Annotated in this window: 16 protein-coding genes; 8 read left to right on the forward strand and 8 right to left on the reverse strand. The window is 61.2% G+C overall.

Features of this window, described 5'->3' with window-relative positions; translation table 11 throughout:
* Nucleotides 1-8: 8 nt before the first annotated feature.
* The 6 genes from HX811_RS26970 (at nucleotide 9) to HX811_RS26995 (ending at nucleotide 6106) form a co-directional block, all read left to right on the forward strand.
* Complete coding sequence (locus HX811_RS26970; RefSeq protein WP_003214772.1) at nucleotides 9-1391, forward strand: pitrilysin family protein; 1383 nt, start codon at nucleotides 9-11, stop codon at nucleotides 1389-1391.
* A gap of 71 nt (nucleotides 1392-1462) precedes the next feature.
* A complete protein-coding gene (locus HX811_RS26975; RefSeq protein WP_003214774.1) occupies nucleotides 1463-2506 on the forward strand; it encodes a DUF5924 family protein in 1044 nt (347 codons plus the stop codon).
* A gap of 55 nt (nucleotides 2507-2561) precedes the next feature.
* Nucleotides 2562-3710 (forward strand): ABC transporter permease, encoded by a 1149-nt coding sequence (locus tag HX811_RS26980; RefSeq protein ID WP_032899919.1) that lies wholly within the window; start codon nucleotides 2562-2564, stop codon nucleotides 3708-3710.
* A complete protein-coding gene (locus HX811_RS26985) occupies nucleotides 3707-4510 on the forward strand; it encodes an ABC transporter ATP-binding protein (RefSeq protein ID WP_003214778.1) in 804 nt (267 codons plus the stop codon). Before HX811_RS26980 ends, HX811_RS26985 begins: the two co-directional genes overlap by 4 nt.
* Before the next feature lies 1 nt (nucleotide 4511).
* Nucleotides 4512-5450: an MlaD family protein gene (locus HX811_RS26990; RefSeq protein WP_008439646.1), complete on the forward strand. Its 939-nt coding sequence runs from the start codon at nucleotides 4512-4514 to the stop codon at nucleotides 5448-5450.
* Nucleotides 5447-6106, forward strand: a complete 660-nt coding sequence (locus HX811_RS26995; RefSeq protein WP_087694543.1) for an ABC-type transport auxiliary lipoprotein family protein — start codon at nucleotides 5447-5449, stop codon at nucleotides 6104-6106. Before HX811_RS26990 ends, HX811_RS26995 begins: the two co-directional genes overlap by 4 nt.
* Nucleotides 6107-6192: 86 nt before the next feature.
* On the opposite strand, the gene HX811_RS27000 is transcribed toward HX811_RS26995, so the two are convergent.
* The 5 genes from HX811_RS27000 to HX811_RS27020 form a co-directional block, all read right to left on the reverse strand.
* Complete coding sequence (locus HX811_RS27000; RefSeq protein ID WP_003214785.1) at nucleotides 6193-7422, reverse strand: nucleoside recognition domain-containing protein; 1230 nt, start codon at nucleotides 7420-7422, stop codon at nucleotides 6193-6195.
* Nucleotides 7423-7521: 99 nt separating this feature from the next.
* The gene (gene gltP, locus HX811_RS27005; protein WP_003214787.1) at nucleotides 7522-8853 is read right to left on the reverse strand and encodes a glutamate/aspartate:proton symporter GltP; all 1332 of its coding nucleotides are present in this window, start codon (nucleotides 8851-8853) and stop codon (nucleotides 7522-7524) included.
* 729 nt (nucleotides 8854-9582) lie between these two features.
* Nucleotides 9583-10050, reverse strand: a complete 468-nt coding sequence (locus HX811_RS27010) for an inhibitor of vertebrate lysozyme family protein (protein ID WP_177048206.1) — start codon at nucleotides 10048-10050, stop codon at nucleotides 9583-9585.
* 2 nt (nucleotides 10051-10052) lie between these two features.
* Nucleotides 10053-10217 (reverse strand): DUF1328 domain-containing protein, encoded by a 165-nt coding sequence (locus HX811_RS27015; RefSeq protein WP_003170804.1) that lies wholly within the window; start codon nucleotides 10215-10217, stop codon nucleotides 10053-10055.
* Nucleotides 10218-10294: 77 nt separating this feature from the next.
* On the reverse strand, nucleotides 10295-10579 hold the full coding sequence (locus HX811_RS27020; protein ID WP_087694545.1) for a hypothetical protein: 285 nt from the start codon (nucleotides 10577-10579) through the stop codon (nucleotides 10295-10297).
* A 392-nt stretch (nucleotides 10580-10971) separates the two neighbouring features.
* Between HX811_RS27020 and algB the strand changes: the two genes are divergently transcribed.
* Nucleotides 10972-12318, forward strand: a complete 1347-nt coding sequence (gene algB, locus HX811_RS27025; RefSeq protein WP_003214793.1) for a sigma-54-dependent response regulator transcription factor AlgB — start codon at nucleotides 10972-10974, stop codon at nucleotides 12316-12318.
* A 10-nt stretch (nucleotides 12319-12328) separates the two neighbouring features.
* The gene (locus HX811_RS27030) at nucleotides 12329-14116 is read left to right on the forward strand and encodes a KinB sensor domain-containing domain (RefSeq protein WP_008439641.1); all 1788 of its coding nucleotides are present in this window, start codon (nucleotides 12329-12331) and stop codon (nucleotides 14114-14116) included.
* Nucleotides 14117-14133: 17 nt separating this feature from the next.
* Here HX811_RS27030 and HX811_RS27035 read toward each other — a convergent pair whose 3' ends face one another.
* The 3 genes from HX811_RS27035 to HX811_RS27045 form a co-directional block, all read right to left on the reverse strand.
* Complete coding sequence (locus tag HX811_RS27035; protein ID WP_003214798.1) at nucleotides 14134-14910, reverse strand: N-acetylmuramoyl-L-alanine amidase; 777 nt, start codon at nucleotides 14908-14910, stop codon at nucleotides 14134-14136.
* Nucleotides 14911-15012: 102 nt separating this feature from the next.
* Nucleotides 15013-17118, reverse strand: a complete 2106-nt coding sequence (locus HX811_RS27040) for a GGDEF domain-containing protein (protein WP_102367837.1) — start codon at nucleotides 17116-17118, stop codon at nucleotides 15013-15015.
* Entirely contained in the window at nucleotides 17115-17993 is an 879-nt protein-coding gene (locus HX811_RS27045) for an endonuclease/exonuclease/phosphatase family protein (protein WP_003214803.1), read from the reverse strand. The genes HX811_RS27040 and HX811_RS27045 overlap by 4 nt, the downstream gene beginning before the upstream one ends.
* Nucleotides 17994-17999: the final 6 nt, after the last annotated feature.

Consider the following 17999-nt stretch of genomic DNA (forward strand, 5'->3'; position numbering starts at 1 on the left):
AGCCTGTTATGCGTCGCCTGCTATTCGCCTGCCTGCTCATGGGTTCGGCACACACCTTTGCCTTTGACCGCCTGCAAGTCGAGGGCTACACCCTGCCCAACGGCCTGCAATTGCTGCTCAAGCCGGGTACCGAACGCGGCCACGTGGCAATTCGCCTGGTGGTGGGTGTGGGCCTGGATGACTTCAGTTGCGAAGACAAGGAACTGCCGCACCTGCTGGAGCATTTACTGTTCAGCGGGATCGACGGTGGCGGCGAAGGTGAACTGGAAGAACGCATGCAAGCCCTCGGCGGCGACTGGAACGCCTACACCAGCAATGCCGACACCACTTTCGTCATCGAGGCTCCGGCGCAGAACCAGCGCAAGGTGCTCGACCTGCTGCTGGCCATCATCACCCGCACCCAACTGACCGACGCCAACATCAATGCCGCCAAACAGGTGGTGGAGCGCGAAGACGGCGGCCATTACTCACACCTGCAACGGCTGCTGGACCGCCAGGACCTCGGCCACAAGGCCAGCAGTCAGCTTGCCGTCGAACTGGGGCTCAAATGCGCCGAGCGGGCCGAAGTCGAGCACCTGACCCGCGACCAATTGGAAAAGCTGCGCAAGGCCTGGTACGCCCCCAACAACATGACCCTGATCATCGTCGGCGACCTCGACAAGCTGCTGCCGGCCTATCTCGAACGCACCTACGGCGCACTGGATCCGGTTGACCCCAGCGAACATCGCCCGTTGCCGGAGATTCAACACGCCGCCGCCGTCCGCCGCGACCTGATCCACGGCTGGGTCGGTGACAACGCCAAGCTGCACTGGTTATTCCCCGAGCCGGTGCTGGACGACCAGTACGATGAAACCTTCGACCTGCTCAAGGACTACCTGGATTGGGCGCTGTATCGTCAATTGCGCTTGCAGCACGGCTTGTCCTATGGCCCATGGAGCGAGCGCGAAGTGCTGGGCGGTGTCGGCTTCATGAGCCTCAACGCCGACCTTGAACGCGACAACCTGCCGGAAGCCGAGCACGTGCTGGAAACCCTCAGGGCCCAGTTGCTCAAGGACGGCCTCGACCCGGCCACCTTCGCCCGCCTGCAACAAGCCGCCATTGCCCGCCAGGCGTGGGCCGTTCAAGGCAACAGCGCGTTGGCCGACTATTACTGGAGTGCCTCGGGCGACTACGCCAAAGGGCATTTCAGCGACCCGGCCAAGCGCATCAAGGCTGTAAGCCTGGAGCAAGCCAACCAGGCCATGCGCGAGTTGTTCAAGCAGAACGGCTACTGGCGCATCGAGAAACCGTTGTTCAGCTACGATAGCCTCAACTGGATCGCCGCAGGCGCACTGGGGCTGATTGCGATTGTGTTACTAGGCGTGTGGCGTTATCGCAAAGGGATTGCGTAATCGGGCCCCGAGAAAACGGCTAAAACGTTATTCTGTCTGGGATTTTTCCTACAAAGACTGTGAACTGCCGAATGCCTATCCTGACTCACACCATCCAGCGCATCCTCGAGCTGATGAAGCGCTACCCAGGGGTGATTGCACTCGGCGGTTTCATCTCGGGTGTGGGCAGCTTCATCCTGGTGGATCGCCAGCAAGGCATGGCCAGCTGGATCGCGATCATCATGCTGGTGAGCTGGTTATGGCTGATGCTCGAAAACAGCCTCACCCAGCTGTTCAGCAAAGTCTTCAAACGGGAAATCCCCGAACCGCTGCTGCGCTACGCCACGCAGATGATCCATCAGGAAAGCCTGTTTTTTGTGCTGCCGTTCTTTTTTGTCACCACCACCTGGAACAGCGGCCAGTCGATCTTTACCGGCCTGCTGGGCGCGGCGGCGTTGGTCTCCATCACCGACCCGCTGTACTACAAGTGGCTGGCGCCCAAGCGCTCGCTGTTTCTCGCACTGCACACCCTGACGCTGTTTGCGGCCCTGCTGACCGCGCTGCCGATCATCCTGCACCTGACCACCGCCGAGAGTTACAAACTGGCCCTCGGCGTGGCGATGGCGCTCTCTATCCCGAGCCTGGCCGTGAGCCTGCCGCTGCGTAGCATCAAGGGCTGGGCGATGCTGTTGGGGGTTACCGCAGCGATTGGTTGCGCCGGCTGGTTCCTGCGCACTTGGGTGCCGCCCGCGACGCTGTGGATGACCGAAGTGGCCATCAGCACCCAATTGCAGGACCGCACGCCCGGCGATGACCTGAAAGAAGTCAGCGCCGCCCAACTGCGCAGCAGCGGGCTGTATGCCTACACCGCGATCAACGCGCCGCGCGGCCTGGATGAGCGGATCTACCATGTGTGGAAATTCAACGGCAAGGAAGTCGACCGCATCGCCCTGGACATCCATGGTGGGCGCAAGGAAGGCTATCGGGCCTGGACCCACAAGCAGAACTTCCCCCCCGACTCGGTAGGACGCTGGCAGGTACGGGTGCTGACCGAAGATGGCCAAGTGATCGGCGTATTGCGCTTCAAGGTGACTGACCCCGGTCAGGGCGCTACAACGCCAGACGCGCCAAAGTAGGCAGGATCGTGCTATTACGTAGGAATTCTGGAATAGCCAAACAAGCTCGGAGCTTATGACCAGTAGCACAACGGCCGGTGCAGCCCATCTGGACACGTCCACCCAGCCTCCATTGCTGAGGATTACAGGGGATTGGACGCTTGCCCACTATGCCAACCTGAAGAAGCTGTCGGAAAAGCTCGACGGCCAGTACGACGCTGGCGCACGCATCGACCTTAACGGCCTCGGCGCCCTGGACACGGCCGGCGCCTCGCTGCTGGTGGAATTGCTCGGCCCCGAGCGCATCGAACAGTCCGCCGAACAGACCGACTGCAGCCTCTCGACCGCCGACCGCGCGTTACTGAAAACCGTCTACCGCTCTCTGAACGACTTCTGTGTGCCGGTCAAGGAACCCGAAGAAGCCGCCGGCATCATGTTGCTGGCGCGCATCGGCGGCGCGGTCTACACCGTCTGGCAAGACGGCATGAAACTGCTGGGCTTTATCGGCCTGATCCTCGAGACCTTCGCCCGTGGCGTTTTCCGGCCCAAGCGCTGGCGCGTGACGCCCATGGTTGCGCATATCGAACAAACCGGCCTCGACGCGGCCCCCATCGTGGCCTTGCTGACCTTCCTGGTGGGCGCAGTGGTGGCTTTTCTCGGTGCCACGGTGCTGGCCAGTTTCGGCGCGAGCATCTTCACCGTGGACCTGGTGGCGTTCTCCTTCCTGCGGGAGTTCGGCGTGTTGCTCACCGCGATCCTGATGGCCGGCCGCACTGCCAGTGCCTTCACCGCACAGATCGGCTCGATGAAGGCCAACGAAGAGATCGATGCGATCCGCACCCTGGGCCTCGACCCGATGGAGTTGCTGGTGCTGCCCCGCGTACTGGCGTTGCTGGTGGCGCTGCCGATGCTGACGTTCCTGGCAATGCTCTCGGGCATTATCGGCGGCGGTGTGGTGTGTGCCGTGGCCCTGGATATTTCGCCGGCAATGTTCCTGTCGCTGCTGCAATCGGACATTGGCGTGCAGCACTTCCTAGTCGGCATGGTCAAGGCGCCGATCTTCGCGTTCCTTATCGCGGCCATCGGCTGCCTCGAAGGTTTCAAGGTCAGCGGCAGCGCCGAGTCCGTCGGCGCCCACACCACCTCCAGTGTGGTGCAATCGATTTTCGTGGTGATCGTGCTGGATGCGGTCGCCGCACTGTTCTTCATGGAGATGGGCTGGTGAGTCGTCTGCGCCGTGCGCCCACTGAGGCGGTGATCGAAGTCCGCGGGCTGTGCAACCGGTTTGGTTCGCAAAGCGTGCACGAGAACCTCGACCTGGACTTGTACAAGGGTGAAATCCTCGCCGTCGTCGGTGGCTCCGGCAGCGGCAAGTCGGTACTGCTGCGCAGCATCATTGGGTTGCGCCAGCCCAGCGAAGGCCAGGTGCGGGTGTTCGGGCAGAACTTGCCGAGCCTGTCGGAACACGAGCGGTCGCTGGTGGAGCGGCGCTTCGGCGTGCTGTTCCAGAAGGGCGCGCTGTTTTCCTCGCTGACGGTCACCGAGAACGTTGCGTTGCCACTGATAGAGCATGCCGGCCTCAGCCGTCCCGATGCCGAGCACCTGGCGGCAGTGAAACTGGCGTTAGCCGGGCTGCCGCTGTCGGCCGCCGACAAATACCCCTCGTCACTCTCCGGCGGCATGATCAAGCGCGCGGCCCTGGCCCGTGCCCTGGCGCTGGACCCGGACATCCTGTTTCTCGATGAACCCACCGCCGGCCTCGACCCGATCGGCGCCGCCGCCTTCGATCAACTGATCCTGACCCTGCGCGATGCGCTGGGCCTGAGCGTGTTCCTGGTCACCCACGACCTCGACACGCTGTACACCATCACCGACCGCGTAGCGGTGCTGGCGCAGAAAAAGGTACTGGTGGCGGATGCCATCGATGTCGTCTCGGAAACCGACGACGCCTGGATTCACGAATACTTCCATGGCCCACGGGGCCGCGCGGCATTGGATGCCGCTCAACTGCTCAACGAGGTATGACATGGAAACCCGAGCCCATCATGTGATGATCGGTCTGTTCAGCGTGATCGTCGTGGTCGGCGCCATGCTGTTTGGCCTGTGGCTGGCCAAGTCCAGCGTCGACAGCGCATTCCAGGATTACGAAGTGGTGTTCAACGAGGCGGTCAGTGGGCTGTCCCAAGGCAGTGCCGTGCAGTACAGCGGGATCAAGGTGGGCGACGTCACCAGCCTGCGCCTCGACCCGAAAGACCCGCGCCGGGTGCTGGCGCGCATCCGCCTGGCCGGGCAGACGCCGATCAAGGAAGACACCCAGGCCAAACTGGCCCTGACCGGCATCACCGGCACCTCGATCATCCAGCTCAGCGGCGGTACACCCCAAAGCCCTGAGCTCAAGGGCAAGGACGGCAACCTGCCGGAAATCATTGCGTCGCCATCACCGATCGCGCGACTGCTGAACAACAGCAACGACCTGATGACCAGCATCAACTTGCTGCTGCACAACGCCAATCACATGTTCTCCCGGGAGAACGTCGACCGCCTCAGCAATACCCTGGACAACCTGCAACAGACCACCGGCGCGATTGCCGATCAGCGCGGCGACATCAAGGTGGTGATGCAGCAATTGATGCAGGTGAGCAAACAGGCCAGCGCCACTCTGGAGCAAACCACCGCGTTGATGCGCAACGCCAACGGTTTGCTCAACGACCAGGGCAAGCAGGTTTTCGGCAGTGCTGAAAAAGCCATGCAGTCCCTTCAACAGAGCACGGCCACGATCGACACCTTGCTGACCAACAACAAGGATTCCCTGAACAGCGGCATGCAGGGTCTCAACGAACTGGCGCCAGCGGTGCGCGAGCTGCGGGAAACCCTGGGGTCGTTGCGCGCCATTTCCCGCCGCCTGGAAGCCAACCCCAGCGGTTACCTGCTGGGCAGCGACAAGAACAAGGAGTTCACGCCATGAAGCGTGCGTACCAAATGATCGCCCCCGTTGCGCTGGTATTGGTCAGTGCGTGTTCCATCCTGCCGAAGGCGGATCCCTCGGACGTGTACCGGTTGCCATCGGCGCAGGCCGCCACGCAGGCCAGCCCGGTGGCCTGGTCGCTGCGGGTGGCGAAGCCGCAGACCAGCGAATTCCTCGACAGCCCGCGGATTGCCGTGGTGCCTAACGGTGACTTGATCAGCAGCTATGCGAATTCCCGCTGGAGCGATCCAGCCCCCGTGCTGTTGCGTAACCGGTTGCTGGACGGGTTCCAGCGGGATGGGCGGGTGACGTTGCTCAGTACCGATGAGACCAATCTGCAGGCGGACTTTGAGTTGGGCGGGCAGTTGCAGGCGTTTCAGAGTGAGTATCGCGGCAGCGCAGTTGAAGTGGTGATACGGCTGGACGCACGGTTGGTGCGCGGCAGTGATCAACGGATTATTGCCAGCAAGCGGTTCGAGGTGAGGCAGCCGGTGGGGGATACCAAGGTGCCGGCGGTGGTGGCCGGGTTTGGTCAGGCTGGGGATGCGCTGAACAGGCAGGTGGTGGATTGGGCCGTCGGCCTGGGAAGCCGCGCTTTTGTGGCGAGGGAGCTTGCTCCCGTTGGGCTGCGCAGCAGCCCCAAAACCAGTCAATGAGCTTTGACTGACACACCTGCGATAACTGACTGGGGCCGCTTCGCGGCCCAACGGGAGCAAGCTCCCTCGCAACAGGAATTCAGGTCTTAGCCGAAGAACCAGTAGCACACCGCAATCGCCGCCACCACACCAGCAAACTCCGCCAACAACGCACACCCCACCGCATGCCGTGCCCGCTGGATTCCCACCGAGCCAAAGTACACCGCCAACACATAGAACGTGGTCTCGGTGCTGCCCTGAATCGTCGCCGCCACCAGCGCCGGGAAGCTGTCCACGCCCTGGGTCTGCATGGTCTCAATCAACATCGCCCGCGCCGCACTGCCGGAGAACGGCTTGACCATCGCGGTCGGCAGCGCATCGACAAAGCGCGTGTCCATGCCGGTCCAGGCCACCACGTGGCGAATGCCTTCCAGGCCGAAATCCAGCGCGCCGGACGCCCGCAACACGCCCACCGCACAGAGCATCGCCACCAGGTACGGCAGCAGGTTCTTGGCAACGTCGAAGCCCTCTTTGGCACCTTCGACAAACGCCTCGTAGACCTTCACCTTGCGCAGCGCGCCGATCACCAGGAACAACATGATCAGCCCGAACAGCGTGAGGTTGCCGAGGATCGACGACAGCCCCGCCAGCGCAGTGGCTGAGAGCGTCGCCAGCAAGGCCATGAAGCCACCCAGTACCAGCGCACCCGGAATCAGATACGCCAGCACCACCGGGTCCCACAGCCGCAGGCGTTGCATCACCGCCACCGACAACAGGCCCACCAGGGTCGAGGCGCTGGTGGCCAGCAGGATCGGCAGGAACACCAGCGTCGGGTCCGCCGCACCTTGCTGGGCGCGGTACATGAAGATGGTGACCGGCAGCAGGGTCAGGGAAGACGCGTTGAGTACCAGGAACAGGATCTGCGCGTTGCTGGCGGTATTGGGGATAGGGTTGAGCTCTTGCAGCGCCTTCATGGCCTTGAGGCCGATGGGCGTAGCGGCGTTATCGAGGCCCAGGCCGTTGGCGGCGAAGTTGAGCGTGATCAAGCCGATGGCCGGGTGACCGGCAGGCACTTCCGGCATCAGGCGCCGGAACAGCGGCCCCAGGGCCTTGGCCAGCCAGTCGACGATCCCGGCTTTCTCGGCGATACGCAGGAAGCCCAGCCACAAGGTCAGGGTGCCGAACAGCAACACCATCACCTCGACCGACAGCTTGGCCATGGCGAAAATGCTTTCCACCATGGCCGCAAAGATCCCGGCATTCCCGCCGATCAGCCATTGCGCCAGCGCAGACACCATCGCCACGATAAAGAAGCCAAGCCACAGGCCATTGAGCATCAGTTGAATCCCCCGAAAGATGGGGCGAATGATAGCGGGGCTGGCAGAAACGACAAACCCCGGATTTTCCGGGGTTTGTGTAGGAGCCAGTCCTGGCGGTCAGCCGCGAGTAGTCTCGCCGGCCGGCAGTGCTTGCTTGGTGCGCCAGTGCGGCAGGGAGTTCCAGTAGCGCTCGCCCTTGGCATCGTCGTACATGCCTTCCCAACGGGAGATGACCAGTACGGCCAGGGCGTTACCGATCACGTTCAGTGCGGTACGGGCCATGTCCATGATGCGGTCGACACCGGCGATGAACGCCAGGCCTTCCAGCGGAATGCCCACGCTGCCCAGGGTCGCCAGCAGCACCACGAAGGACACACCCGGCACGCCGGCGATGCCTTTGGAGGTGACCATCAGCGTCAGCACCAGCATCAGTTGCTGGCCAATCGACAGGTCGATGCCATACAGCTGGGCGATAAAGATCGCCGCGATGCTCTGGTACAGGGTCGAACCGTCGAGGTTGAACGAGTAGCCGGTCGGTACCACGAAGCTGCAGATCGCCTTCGGCGCGCCATAGGCTTCCATCTTCTCGATCACACGCGGCAGCACGGTTTCAGAGCTGGCAGTGGAGTAGGCCAGCACCAGCTCATCCTTGAAGATGCGCATCAGCTTGATCACCGAGAAACCGAACAGGCGGGCGATCAGGCCCAGCACCACAAAAGCAAAGAACAGGATGGCGACGTAAACCAGGATCACCAGCTTGGCCAGCGGCAGCAGCGAGGCGAACCCGAAGTTGGCGACGGTCACCGCGATCAGGGCAAATACACCGATCGGGGCGTATTTCATGATCATGTGGGTGACTTTGAACATGCTCTCGGACACGCCCTGGAACATGGTCACCAGGGGCTCGCGCAATTCAGGCTTGAGGCTCGACAAGCCGAGGCCGAACAACACCGAGAAGAAGATGATCGGCAGCATGTCGCCACGGGCCACGGCGGCGAAGATGTTCGACGGGATCAGGTTGAGGATCGTCTCGATGAACGCGTGCTCGTGCTGGACCTCGGCGGCGGTGGCCGTGTATTTGGAAATGTCGACGGTACCCAGGGTACTCATGTCGATGCCGGTACCCGGATGGAACAGGTTGGCCAGCAACAGGCCGACCACAATGGCAATGGTGGTGACCACTTCGAAGTAAAGGATGGTTTTAACGCCGATCCGGCCGAGCTTTTTCGCGTCGCCAACACCGGCGATTCCGACAATCAGCGATGAAATCACGATCGGGATAACGATCATCTTGATCAGGCGGATAAAGATATCGCCAGCGGGCTGCAACACGTTGCTGATCCACCAGGCCTTTTCAGCACTGAAATGGTTAAGCACCGCACCGATTGCAATCCCCAGCACCAGACCGATGAGGATCTGCCAGGCGAGGCTTAGCTTTGCCTTCTTCATGTCATTACCCTTACTTCAAGTGGACTCAGGCAGATGCGCCAGCAGCTGGAACGCTCGAGAGCGAAAAAGTGTGTGCATCTGCCCCCGTAGAAGGTCACCGCAGTTGGCCGATATGGCTCACTGGCAGGCGAAAAAAGGCGCAACTATTCCGATGCAAGGAGGCGACGTCTAATGCCGTAAACGCCTACCCTATGCCGAATCGGCATGAGTTTTTTTGAGTTTTTCTGTCTGAACGGTCAGTTCGAATACGACATTTCGGCAGGCATAAATGCCGCGAACCGGCCATTTCAGGCTCGCGCAGGGTTTTTTGAAAATCTACGGTCGCGGTTGAAAACCCCTGAAAATTCCTACGCATACCTTCGAAAAACTCGTCTGGCAGGAGACAAACTTTCTCGATAGATGGTCACGCGGAAACACCAAGAAATGGTTGGGTGGACGCAAAAAGGAGAATTGCCGCTATGGGCGGCATGACAGAAGCGGGCATAGGAGCCGCAAGCCCGTCGCAAGTTCCACAAACCATCGGCTTGGGAACTTGCGTCGCAGCTTTTCACCTGACCCGGCCCTTGCGCAGGCACTCCCTGTCCCCGTAGGTCACGCCGATCCAAACGATCAGAGCAACCCGGCCCCCTGGTCATGCACCACCCTTGTCGGGCGATGCAAACAGAAAGAAGCACGGCGCTTCTTTCTATGGACGTTAAGCCGGTAGACGACAGCGTCGTCAGACCGAACCTAGTACCAATTCGGATCTTTCTTGAGCTGTTCCATCAGCAGCTTTTGCATGCCTTCGTCCGGCTTGCCAAGAAAACGGTAGTCGGCGTGCCGCGTTGGCGATTTGTCCGCGGGCAAGCCCGCCGGGACTTCTACCAACATCGCGTAAGCATCTTCCTTGTCGAAGCTGAAAGCGACGATCAGGCGCTTGTTCAGGCATGTGTCTGCGGTTTCACAGAGCGGCCCGACCAAGTACTTGTCACCATCCTCTTCAACGGCATTCATCTGTTCAGCGCTACCCGAAAGGTTCATCACCCATTCAGGCAGGCGCTCTTCCTTCTTGACCACGCTCTGCCAGGTCGCGCGGTACTGCGGGTCCGCACTCAGCAGTTCGTTGGCTCGGGACTGGCCATCATTGGCAGCCAGCACCAAGCCGCTGCCGCCCAATAACAGGGCGGCAGCCAGGGCTTTAAGGGACGAGTTGAACATGCTTAGCCTCGACCACGACGGCCAAAGAAGAAGGAAGCGATGAACATCACCAGGAAGACCACAAACAGAATCTTGGCGATACCCGTAGCGGTGCCCGCGATACCACCGAAGCCCAGGACTGCAGCCACAATGGCGATGATCAGAAATGTGATTGCCCAACTCAACATGGTGATTCTCCTTACGCTTCTTTTAGGGGTAACAGCGGTAGTGCCTGCGGTCGCTCGATTCGAGGACCGTGTATTGCCTAGAACACCCAGCGTTCCTGCGATGGCAGGTCGCCGAGGGTGGAGTCCTGTTCAACCGCCGCCAATTGCGGGGTTGTCACATCGGCGGCAGTGCTGCCGACGGAGCGGAAATGGGTCTGGGTCATCATCGGACGTTCAAACTGCACGACTTGCTGCTGACTCTGCTGCCAATGCGCCAATTGCTGACCGCCAATCAAGGTCACCATCAGGGCCAGGCTGGCAAACAGCCCCTGTTGCAGGCGCAGTGGCGATACACGCAGTTGGGTCAGGCTTTGGCGAGTCATGCTGTATCTCTCCCGCATTCTGATTATTCGTAGATGAAACTCGTATGAGGTGTATTGCAGCCTGCGTGCCAGTTTTTTAACAAAATAAAACCCAATAAAATCAATAAGTTAAAAACAAAAGCGCTTTGACACCACGAGCATCCTGCACGATGCCCCTATCCTTGCCGTGCGAAATGCACGATGGTCACTGGTCGGATCAAGGGATAGGAAGGCAACGTTCGACTGCCGAAGTGGCAAGAGGGAGACAAAAACGCCTCTTGTGGGCGTCTTTGTAAGAAGAAGCGCAGATAGCTGCGCGGTGACGGCTTTAATCAATCAGAATAAACCATGCAACTTGCCCGATTATTCCGGGACTAAACAACATCATTCATTCTTAAGGGAGCGCGGGACAGATGGAATCAGCCAAGGAACTTCAAGGCCGCATTCTTTTAGTGGATGACGAATCCGCGATCCTTCGCACCTTCCGTTACTGCCTGGAAGATGAAGGCTACACCGTAGCCACCGCCAACAGTGCCGCCCAGGCCGATGCCTTGTTGCAACGCCAGGTGTTTGACCTGTGCTTCCTGGACCTGCGCCTCGGCGAAGACAACGGTCTGGATGTACTGGCGCAAATGCGTATCCAGGCGCCGTGGATGCGCGTGGTGATCGTCACGGCCCACTCGGCCGTCGACACCGCCGTGGATGCGATCCAGGCCGGCGCGGCCGACTACCTGGTAAAGCCTTGCAGCCCCGATCAATTGCGCCTGGCCACGGCCAAACAGCTGGAAGTGCGCCAGCTGTCGGCACGCCTGGAAGCCCTGGAAGGCGCAGTGCGCCAGCCCAAGGACGGCCTCGACTCCCATAGCCCGGCGATGATGGTGGTGCTGGAAACCGCACGCCAGGTGGCGGGCACTGATGCCAACATCCTGATTCTCGGCGAGTCCGGCACCGGTAAAGGTGAACTGGCCCGGGCGATCCACGGTTGGAGCAAACGCGCGAAAAAATCCTGCGTCACCATCAACTGCCCGTCCCTGACGGCGGAACTGATGGAAAGCGAGTTGTTCGGTCATAGCCGTGGTGCGTTTACCGGCGCCAGCGAAAGCACCCTCGGCCGCGTCAACCAGGCCGATGGCGGCACCTTGTTTCTCGACGAGATCGGCGACTTTCCGCTTACTTTACAACCCAAGTTGCTGCGCTTTATCCAGGACAAGGAATACGAGCGCGTCGGCGACCCGGTGACGCGCCGTGCCGATGTGCGAATCCTCGCCGCTACCAACCTGAACCTGGAAGACATGGTTCGCGACGGCCGTTTCCGCGAAGACCTGCTGTATCGCCTGAATGTCATCACCTTGCACCTGCCGCCCCTGCGCGAACGCAGCGAAGACATCCTGACCCTGGCCGACCGCTTCCTGGCGCGCTTCGTGAAGGAATATGCGCGGCCGGCGCGCGGCTTCAGCGATGAAGCCCGTGAGGCACTGCTCAACTACCGCTGGCCGGGGAACATCCGCGAGCTGCGCAACGTGGTTGAGCGGGCCAGCATCATCTGCCCGCAGGAAAAAGTTGAGATCAGCCACCTCGGCATGGCCGAGCAGCCGACCAACAATGCCCCGCGTATCGGTGCGGCGTTGAGCCTGGATGAACTGGAAAAGGCGCATATCGGTGCCGTGCTGGCCACCAGCGACACCCTGGACCAGGCGGCCCGAACCCTTGGCATTGATGCGTCGACGCTGTACCGCAAACGCAAACAATACAACCTGTGAGCTGTAACCTATGAAGCTTGCGATGACCCTGCGCACTCGGTTGTTCCTGAGTATTTCCGCGCTGATCACCGTCGCCCTGTTGGGTTTGCTGCTGGGGCTGGTGAGCGTCATGCAAATGGCCAAGACCCAGGAATCGTTGATTCGCAGCAACTTCATCACATTGGACCTGGGGCTCAAGCTTCGGCAGACCCTCGGCGACCAGCTGATGATCATGCTCAATGAACAGCCGAATACCGCTGCGCTGGAAGACTCCAAGCAACGCTATTTCGCCCTGTTGCAGCAAGGTATCGACCACGAACAAAAGGACGCGGTAACCAGCGGTTTTACCCAGGCCAAGACCAATTACCTGAGCTTTCTCGAGGCGTTCGATGAAAAGGAGAATGCTCCGCCGCAACTGCGCAACAACGACGAGCTGACCAAACGCTTCAACATCCTGCGCAACGGCCTGATCGCCGAGCACAAGAAAGCCCTGGATAACATCAACGATACCGAACACAAGTCCCGTGAACGTGCGCTGCTGATTGCCGGCCTGCTGGGCCTGGTCGGGCTGGCGGTGCTGATCATCGGTTTCGTTACCGCCCATGGTATCGCCCGACGCTTTGGCGGGCCGATCGAAGCGCTGGCCAAGGCCGCCGACAAGATCGGCCAGGGCAACTTCGAAGTCACGCTGCCCATTTCATCCGCAGCGGAAATGAACCTGCTGACCCGACGCTTCGGCATCATGGCCGAGGCGTTGCGCCAGCATCAGGCAACCAATGTCGATGAGCTGCTGGCCGGGCAGCAACGCCTGCAGGCGGTGCTCGACAGCATCGACGACGGCCTGCTGATGATCGACCGCCAGGGTCGCCTGGAACACCTTAACCCGGTGGCACAACGTCAACTCGGCTGGGACGAGAATCGCCTGGGCCAAGGCCTTGGCGACGCCCTGGGCCGCCCGGAACTGGATGAACAGCTGCAGCTGGTACTGCGCGGCGGCAACCTGGAGCGCGCACCTGAAGACCTGGAAGTAGAGGTTGAGGGTGAGCTGCGCCTGCTGACGTACAGCCTGACGCCGGTCAGCCATACCCAAGGGCACATTCTGGGCGCGGTGATGGTGCTGCATGACGTTACCGAACAGCGTGCCTTTGAACGAGTACGCAGTGAGTTTGTGTTGCGCGCGTCCCATGAATTACGCACGCCGGTGACGGGCATGCACATGGCCTTCGGCTTGTTCCGGGAACGGGCGAAGTTTCCTGCGGAGTCGCGCGAAGCGGACCTGCTGGATACGGTCAACGAGGAAATGCAGCGCCTGATGCAGTTGATCAACGACTTGCTCAACTTCTCGCGCTACCAGAATGGCTTGCAGAAACTCACCTTGGGCCCGTGTGACATCAGCGACCTGCTCGAACATGCCCGCGCCCGCTTCGCGGAGCAGGCGAATGCGCAGAACATCGAGCTGCTGGTTGAGGAACAATCCCCGCTACCGAGGTTGCATGCCGATCGAGCGCAGCTGGAAAGGGTGCTCGACAATTTGCTGGGCAATGCCCTGCGGCACACAGCCGACGGTGGGCAGATCCGCTTGCAGGCGCGTCGTCATGGCGAACGGGTGATTGTCAGCGTTGAAGACAACGGTGAAGGCATTGCCTACGGCCAGCAGGGACGAATCTTCGAACCGTTTGTGCAGGTAGGCCGCAAGAAAGGCGGCGCCGGGCTGGGCCTGGCGCTGTGCAAGGAGATCGTGCAATTGCACGGTGGCCGCATGGGGGTGTATTCGCGGCCGGGGCAGGGGACGCAGTTCTACATGGCGTTGCCCCTGTAGGACCAACGCGCCAACCGTTATTGGTGATTCAACGCCCGCAGGATCGCAGCACTTTCGGCATCCGGCGTCCCGTCAAACAGCGACGCCCGGAAATGCATCTGGAACGCGGCCACCACATGCCGCGTCGCTACATCCAGCTCGCCCGTCTGTGGCGTCGGATAGCCCAGCTTCGCCAACTCTTCCTGGAACCAGGTAATGCTCGGCAGATCGGCTGCGTACTGCACCTGGTAACGGGCCACCGCCTTGGCGTCCGGCCACATGCCCAGCCCTTCATCCGCCAGGCGCTTCCAGGGGAACAACGGCCCCGGGTCCAGCTTGCGCAGCGGGGCAATGTCGCTATGGCCGATGATGTTTCGCGGGTCGATGCCGTTGCGTTTGCTGATGTCCTTGAGCAGCACCACCAGTGACTGCACCTGCGCTTCGGAATAGGGATACCAGACGCGGCCCGTCGGCAAATCCCGATAACCCGGGTTCACGATCTCGATCCCGATGGAGCTGGAGTTGAGCCAGGTGCGGCCCATCCATTCACTTTCTCCGGCATGCCAGGCGCGCTGGCTTTCATCCACGAGCTTATAGATGGTGGCCGAGGCGTCATCACCGATCAGGTAATGACTGCTGACCTGGCCATGGGTCAACAGCGCCAGGGAGCGCTCAAGGGACGCCGAGGTGTAGTGCACGACGACAAACTGCACACGATTGTCGTGGTTCACCGACGGATGACTGGTGTCCAGGCGAGGGCCGCTCGCGCAACCGGCGAGCAGGAGAAACAGAAAGGCAGAACACAGAAGTTTCATGGCAGCAAATAGTACGCTTAAGACGATAATGCAACAGTGTAACGTACCGTTTGCTGCCAGGCGGCCAAATGCGATGTTTTAAACAAAATGGAACATTTCCGGTCAGGCCGCCTGCACCTGATTACGCCCCGCCGCCTTGGCACGATATAACGCCTCGTCAGCGCGCTTGAGCGCCAGGTCACTGCGTTCTCCCGGCTGAAACTGCGCCATGCCCATGGACACCGTAATCGTCACCGGCTCGCCCTTGAAGTGAAACGGGCAGGCTTGGATGGCTGCACGCAGGGTTTCACCCACCGCCAACGCATCGGACAGCGACGAGTTGGGCATCAGCAGTACAAACTCTTCACCGCCAAAACGCGCGATGAAGTCGTTCGGCCGCAGGCGTTTGCGAAGCACCGTGGCGATGATTTTCAGCACCTTGTCGCCCGCCAGATGACCATAGCCGTCGTTGATGCGTTTGAAGTGATCGAGGTCCAGCATCGCCAGTGACAGGTTATTTCCACGCTGGTGCCAGGCGTTGACCTCCTGCTCCAGGCGCTCGCTCCAGGCCGCGCGGTTGGGTAGTGCGGTGAGCGGATCGATCAGGGCTTTCTGGCGCTGAACCTCAAGGTGTTCACGGTAGCCCTGAGCCTCTTGCTCCATATTGGCGACCCGTTCGGCCAGGCCCTTGAGCCGTGCAGCCACTTCCTGTTCGCGCTGGTCACGCTGGTGGCGGTGTTCATCCATGGTGCCCAGCAGCCCTTCGAGATGGCTCTCCAGCACGTGCTTGAGGCTGTCGAGGTCTGCGGCGTCCTGCATGCTGGTTTGCAAACCATCCACTTGTTCGCGGATCTGGGTATCCAGTTCCCTGGCCGCCGAGCGGCTGTCGGCGTGGCCGTCACTGGCGACCTGCAGGTGCCCCTGGAACGCCTCGAGACGATCGTTGAGTTGCTTGAGGTAGGCTTCAAACTCGTGCTGGCCGCTGTCGGTGATCGCCAGCATCAACACCGCCAGGTCATCGAGGATCGGCAGCAATTCGTACCAGTTCAATCCGTGGGCCAGGCGTTCACGCATGGCTTCGGCCTGGGGCCGATGGCGCTCGGGCAGCGAGAGGTCTTCCAGTAAGCCGAGCAGGGTATCTTCGATGTGCTTGGCCACCGAACTGTAAGACGGCTCGGGGGTGTCGGGCAGGGCGTAGGCTTGATCCGCTTGCAGCTCGTCTGGATTCAGCTCTGCCTGCTCGGGCGATTCTTGCGGTTCATCGGCCAGGACCGGGGGCAGGGAAAGACTGCCGATCTCTGTCCGCTCCGGCTCACGGGCCTGCACCTCTGGCACCTCGACCATGGCGGCAAGAGCACTCTCGAGCTCAACCTCCGCTTCGATCGGTTGCTCGGGTTCTGGCGTTTCGATAATCGTAGCGGGTGCCTCGACGACAGGCGCTGTGACCGCGACGGCCGGAACAACAGGCACTGCTTCGCTGACAGCGTCGGTAGCCTCTACTGGCGATACCGGCTCAGGGGGCGACTCGATGGGGGCCGGGACCTTCGGCTGCGGTGCAAAAGCCCGCAGCGCCTGGGCCAGTTCTGCCGATTGCGCCGGCGCTTCAACTTCACCCACCGGGCTGGGCTTTGGCGCAGCAGGCGCCGGAGAAGCCGGGCGGGATGGCGTGGGCGCTTCAACCTCCGGCGTGTCGATTGCGTCCTTCGTGCCAAACAGACGCTGCAACAGCCCCGGGCTCGAACGGCTGGTTTCGCCCTCCGGCTCCAGGTTACTCAGCGCCTGCCCCTGCAGGCCGCTCAGCTCGCTCAGCAACAGCGGGATCTCCCGCGCCTGGCCAACCCGACCGTCCAGCTGCTTGGCGAAAGCCTTCAGCGGGCGACTCACGTCCCGTGGCAAGGGCAGTTTCTGCAACTGAGTGACCAGGGCCGTCAACGCGCTGCCGATCTGGTCAACCCGGGTTTCGCGGCGCTGCTCCGAATCCAGCACGGCCTTTTCCAGGCGCGGCAGCAATGCAGCGAGGGCGGCGTCCATGTCGTCGGTGCGCACCACATCGCGCATTTCCTTCATGCATTGGTCAACCGCCCGGTCGGTCCCTTCTGCCGCCAGGGTGCTGCGCACCAGCCCTCGGCGCAGCAGGTCGAGGCGGGCGGCCCAGCGACGCTCGAGCTTTTCTTGTTGCTCGACGCTTTTAAGGTATTTCTCTTTCCAACGCTGGGCGTCGTCGCTCATGCAAGGGGTCCGCGAGGGCCGGGGCTCAACGCGGGCAATGCATCAGCCGTGAGCGAACCCGGCAGACGAATCTCTACCGCGACGGGCAGGTGATCGGAGATGGGCTGCGCCAGTACCTGCACACTTTCGAGTGTCAGGGTCGGGCTGAGCAGGATGTGATCAAGACAACGTTGCGGTCGCCAGCTGGGAAAGGTGGCTTCGACTTGCGGCGCCAGCAACCCAAGGTCGCGCAACGGGGAATTCTGTAGCAGGTCGCTGGCGTGGGTGTTCATGTCCCCCATCAGCACCTGGTGTTTGTAGTTGCCAATCAACTCGCGGATGTAGGCCAACTGCAGGGTGCGGGTTCGTGCCCCCAACGCGAGGTGCATCATCACCACGACCAATGCTTCCGGCCCTTCGCCGAATCGTACGAGAATTGCACCGCGGCCTTTCGGGCCAGGCAACGGGTGGTCCTCGATCGCCCACGGTTTCAGACGGCTGAGCACACCATTGCTGTGCTGGCCGAGTTTGCCGAGGTTGCGATTGAGTTGTTGATACCAGTAGGGAAAGGCACCGAGTTGCGCAAGGTGTTCGACCTGGTTGATGTAGCCGGAACGCAGGCTGCCACCATCGGCCTCCTGCAGGGCTACCAGGTCGAAGTCACCCAGCAGGTCGCCGATCTTTTGCAGATTGCCGGCACGCCCGTTGTGGGGCAGCAGGTGCTGCCAGCCACGGGTCAGGTAATGCCGGTATTTCTCGGTACTGATACCCACCTGGATATTGAAACTGAGCAGGCGCAACCGACTGTCAGCCGGCAGGCCCGTGGATTCCAGGTGATGTTCGTTGACCTTCGGGTCATGCAGGCCAACGACACGTTCAGTACCCCAGCGACGCATGACGGG

Source organism: Pseudomonas sp. F8002 (assembly GCF_013385495.1).
GTDB lineage: Bacteria > Pseudomonadota > Gammaproteobacteria > Pseudomonadales > Pseudomonadaceae > Aquipseudomonas.

Excerpts from the sequence above, each read along its gene's own strand:
- HX811_RS27020 (WP_087694545.1), bottom strand. The coding sequence starts at position 10,579 with ATGACTCGCCAAAGCCTGACCCAACTGCGTGTATCGCCACTGCGCCTG.
- HX811_RS27035 (WP_003214798.1), bottom strand. The coding sequence starts at position 14,910 with ATGAAACTTCTGTGTTCTGCCTTTCTGTTTCTCCTGCTCGCCGGTTGC.
- HX811_RS27010 (WP_177048206.1), bottom strand. The coding sequence starts at position 10,050 with ATGTTCAACTCGTCCCTTAAAGCCCTGGCTGCCGCCCTGTTATTGGGC.
- HX811_RS26980 (WP_032899919.1), top strand. The coding sequence starts at position 2,562 with ATGACCAGTAGCACAACGGCCGGTGCAGCCCATCTGGACACGTCCACC.
- HX811_RS26995 (WP_087694543.1), top strand. The coding sequence starts at position 5,447 with ATGAAGCGTGCGTACCAAATGATCGCCCCCGTTGCGCTGGTATTGGTC.
- algB (WP_003214793.1), top strand. The coding sequence starts at position 10,972 with ATGGAATCAGCCAAGGAACTTCAAGGCCGCATTCTTTTAGTGGATGAC.
- HX811_RS27040 (WP_102367837.1), bottom strand. The coding sequence starts at position 17,118 with ATGAGCGACGACGCCCAGCGTTGGAAAGAGAAATACCTTAAAAGCGTC.
- HX811_RS26975 (WP_003214774.1), top strand. The coding sequence starts at position 1,463 with ATGCCTATCCTGACTCACACCATCCAGCGCATCCTCGAGCTGATGAAG.
- HX811_RS27030 (WP_008439641.1), top strand. The coding sequence starts at position 12,329 with ATGAAGCTTGCGATGACCCTGCGCACTCGGTTGTTCCTGAGTATTTCC.
- HX811_RS27045 (WP_003214803.1), bottom strand. The coding sequence starts at position 17,993 with ATGCGTCGCTGGGGTACTGAACGTGTCGTTGGCCTGCATGACCCGAAG.
- HX811_RS27000 (WP_003214785.1), bottom strand. The coding sequence starts at position 7,422 with ATGCTCAATGGCCTGTGGCTTGGCTTCTTTATCGTGGCGATGGTGTCT.
- HX811_RS27015 (WP_003170804.1), bottom strand. The coding sequence starts at position 10,217 with ATGTTGAGTTGGGCAATCACATTTCTGATCATCGCCATTGTGGCTGCA.
- HX811_RS26990 (WP_008439646.1), top strand. The coding sequence starts at position 4,512 with ATGGAAACCCGAGCCCATCATGTGATGATCGGTCTGTTCAGCGTGATC.
- HX811_RS26970 (WP_003214772.1), top strand. The coding sequence starts at position 9 with ATGCGTCGCCTGCTATTCGCCTGCCTGCTCATGGGTTCGGCACACACC.
- gltP (WP_003214787.1), bottom strand. The coding sequence starts at position 8,853 with ATGAAGAAGGCAAAGCTAAGCCTCGCCTGGCAGATCCTCATCGGTCTG.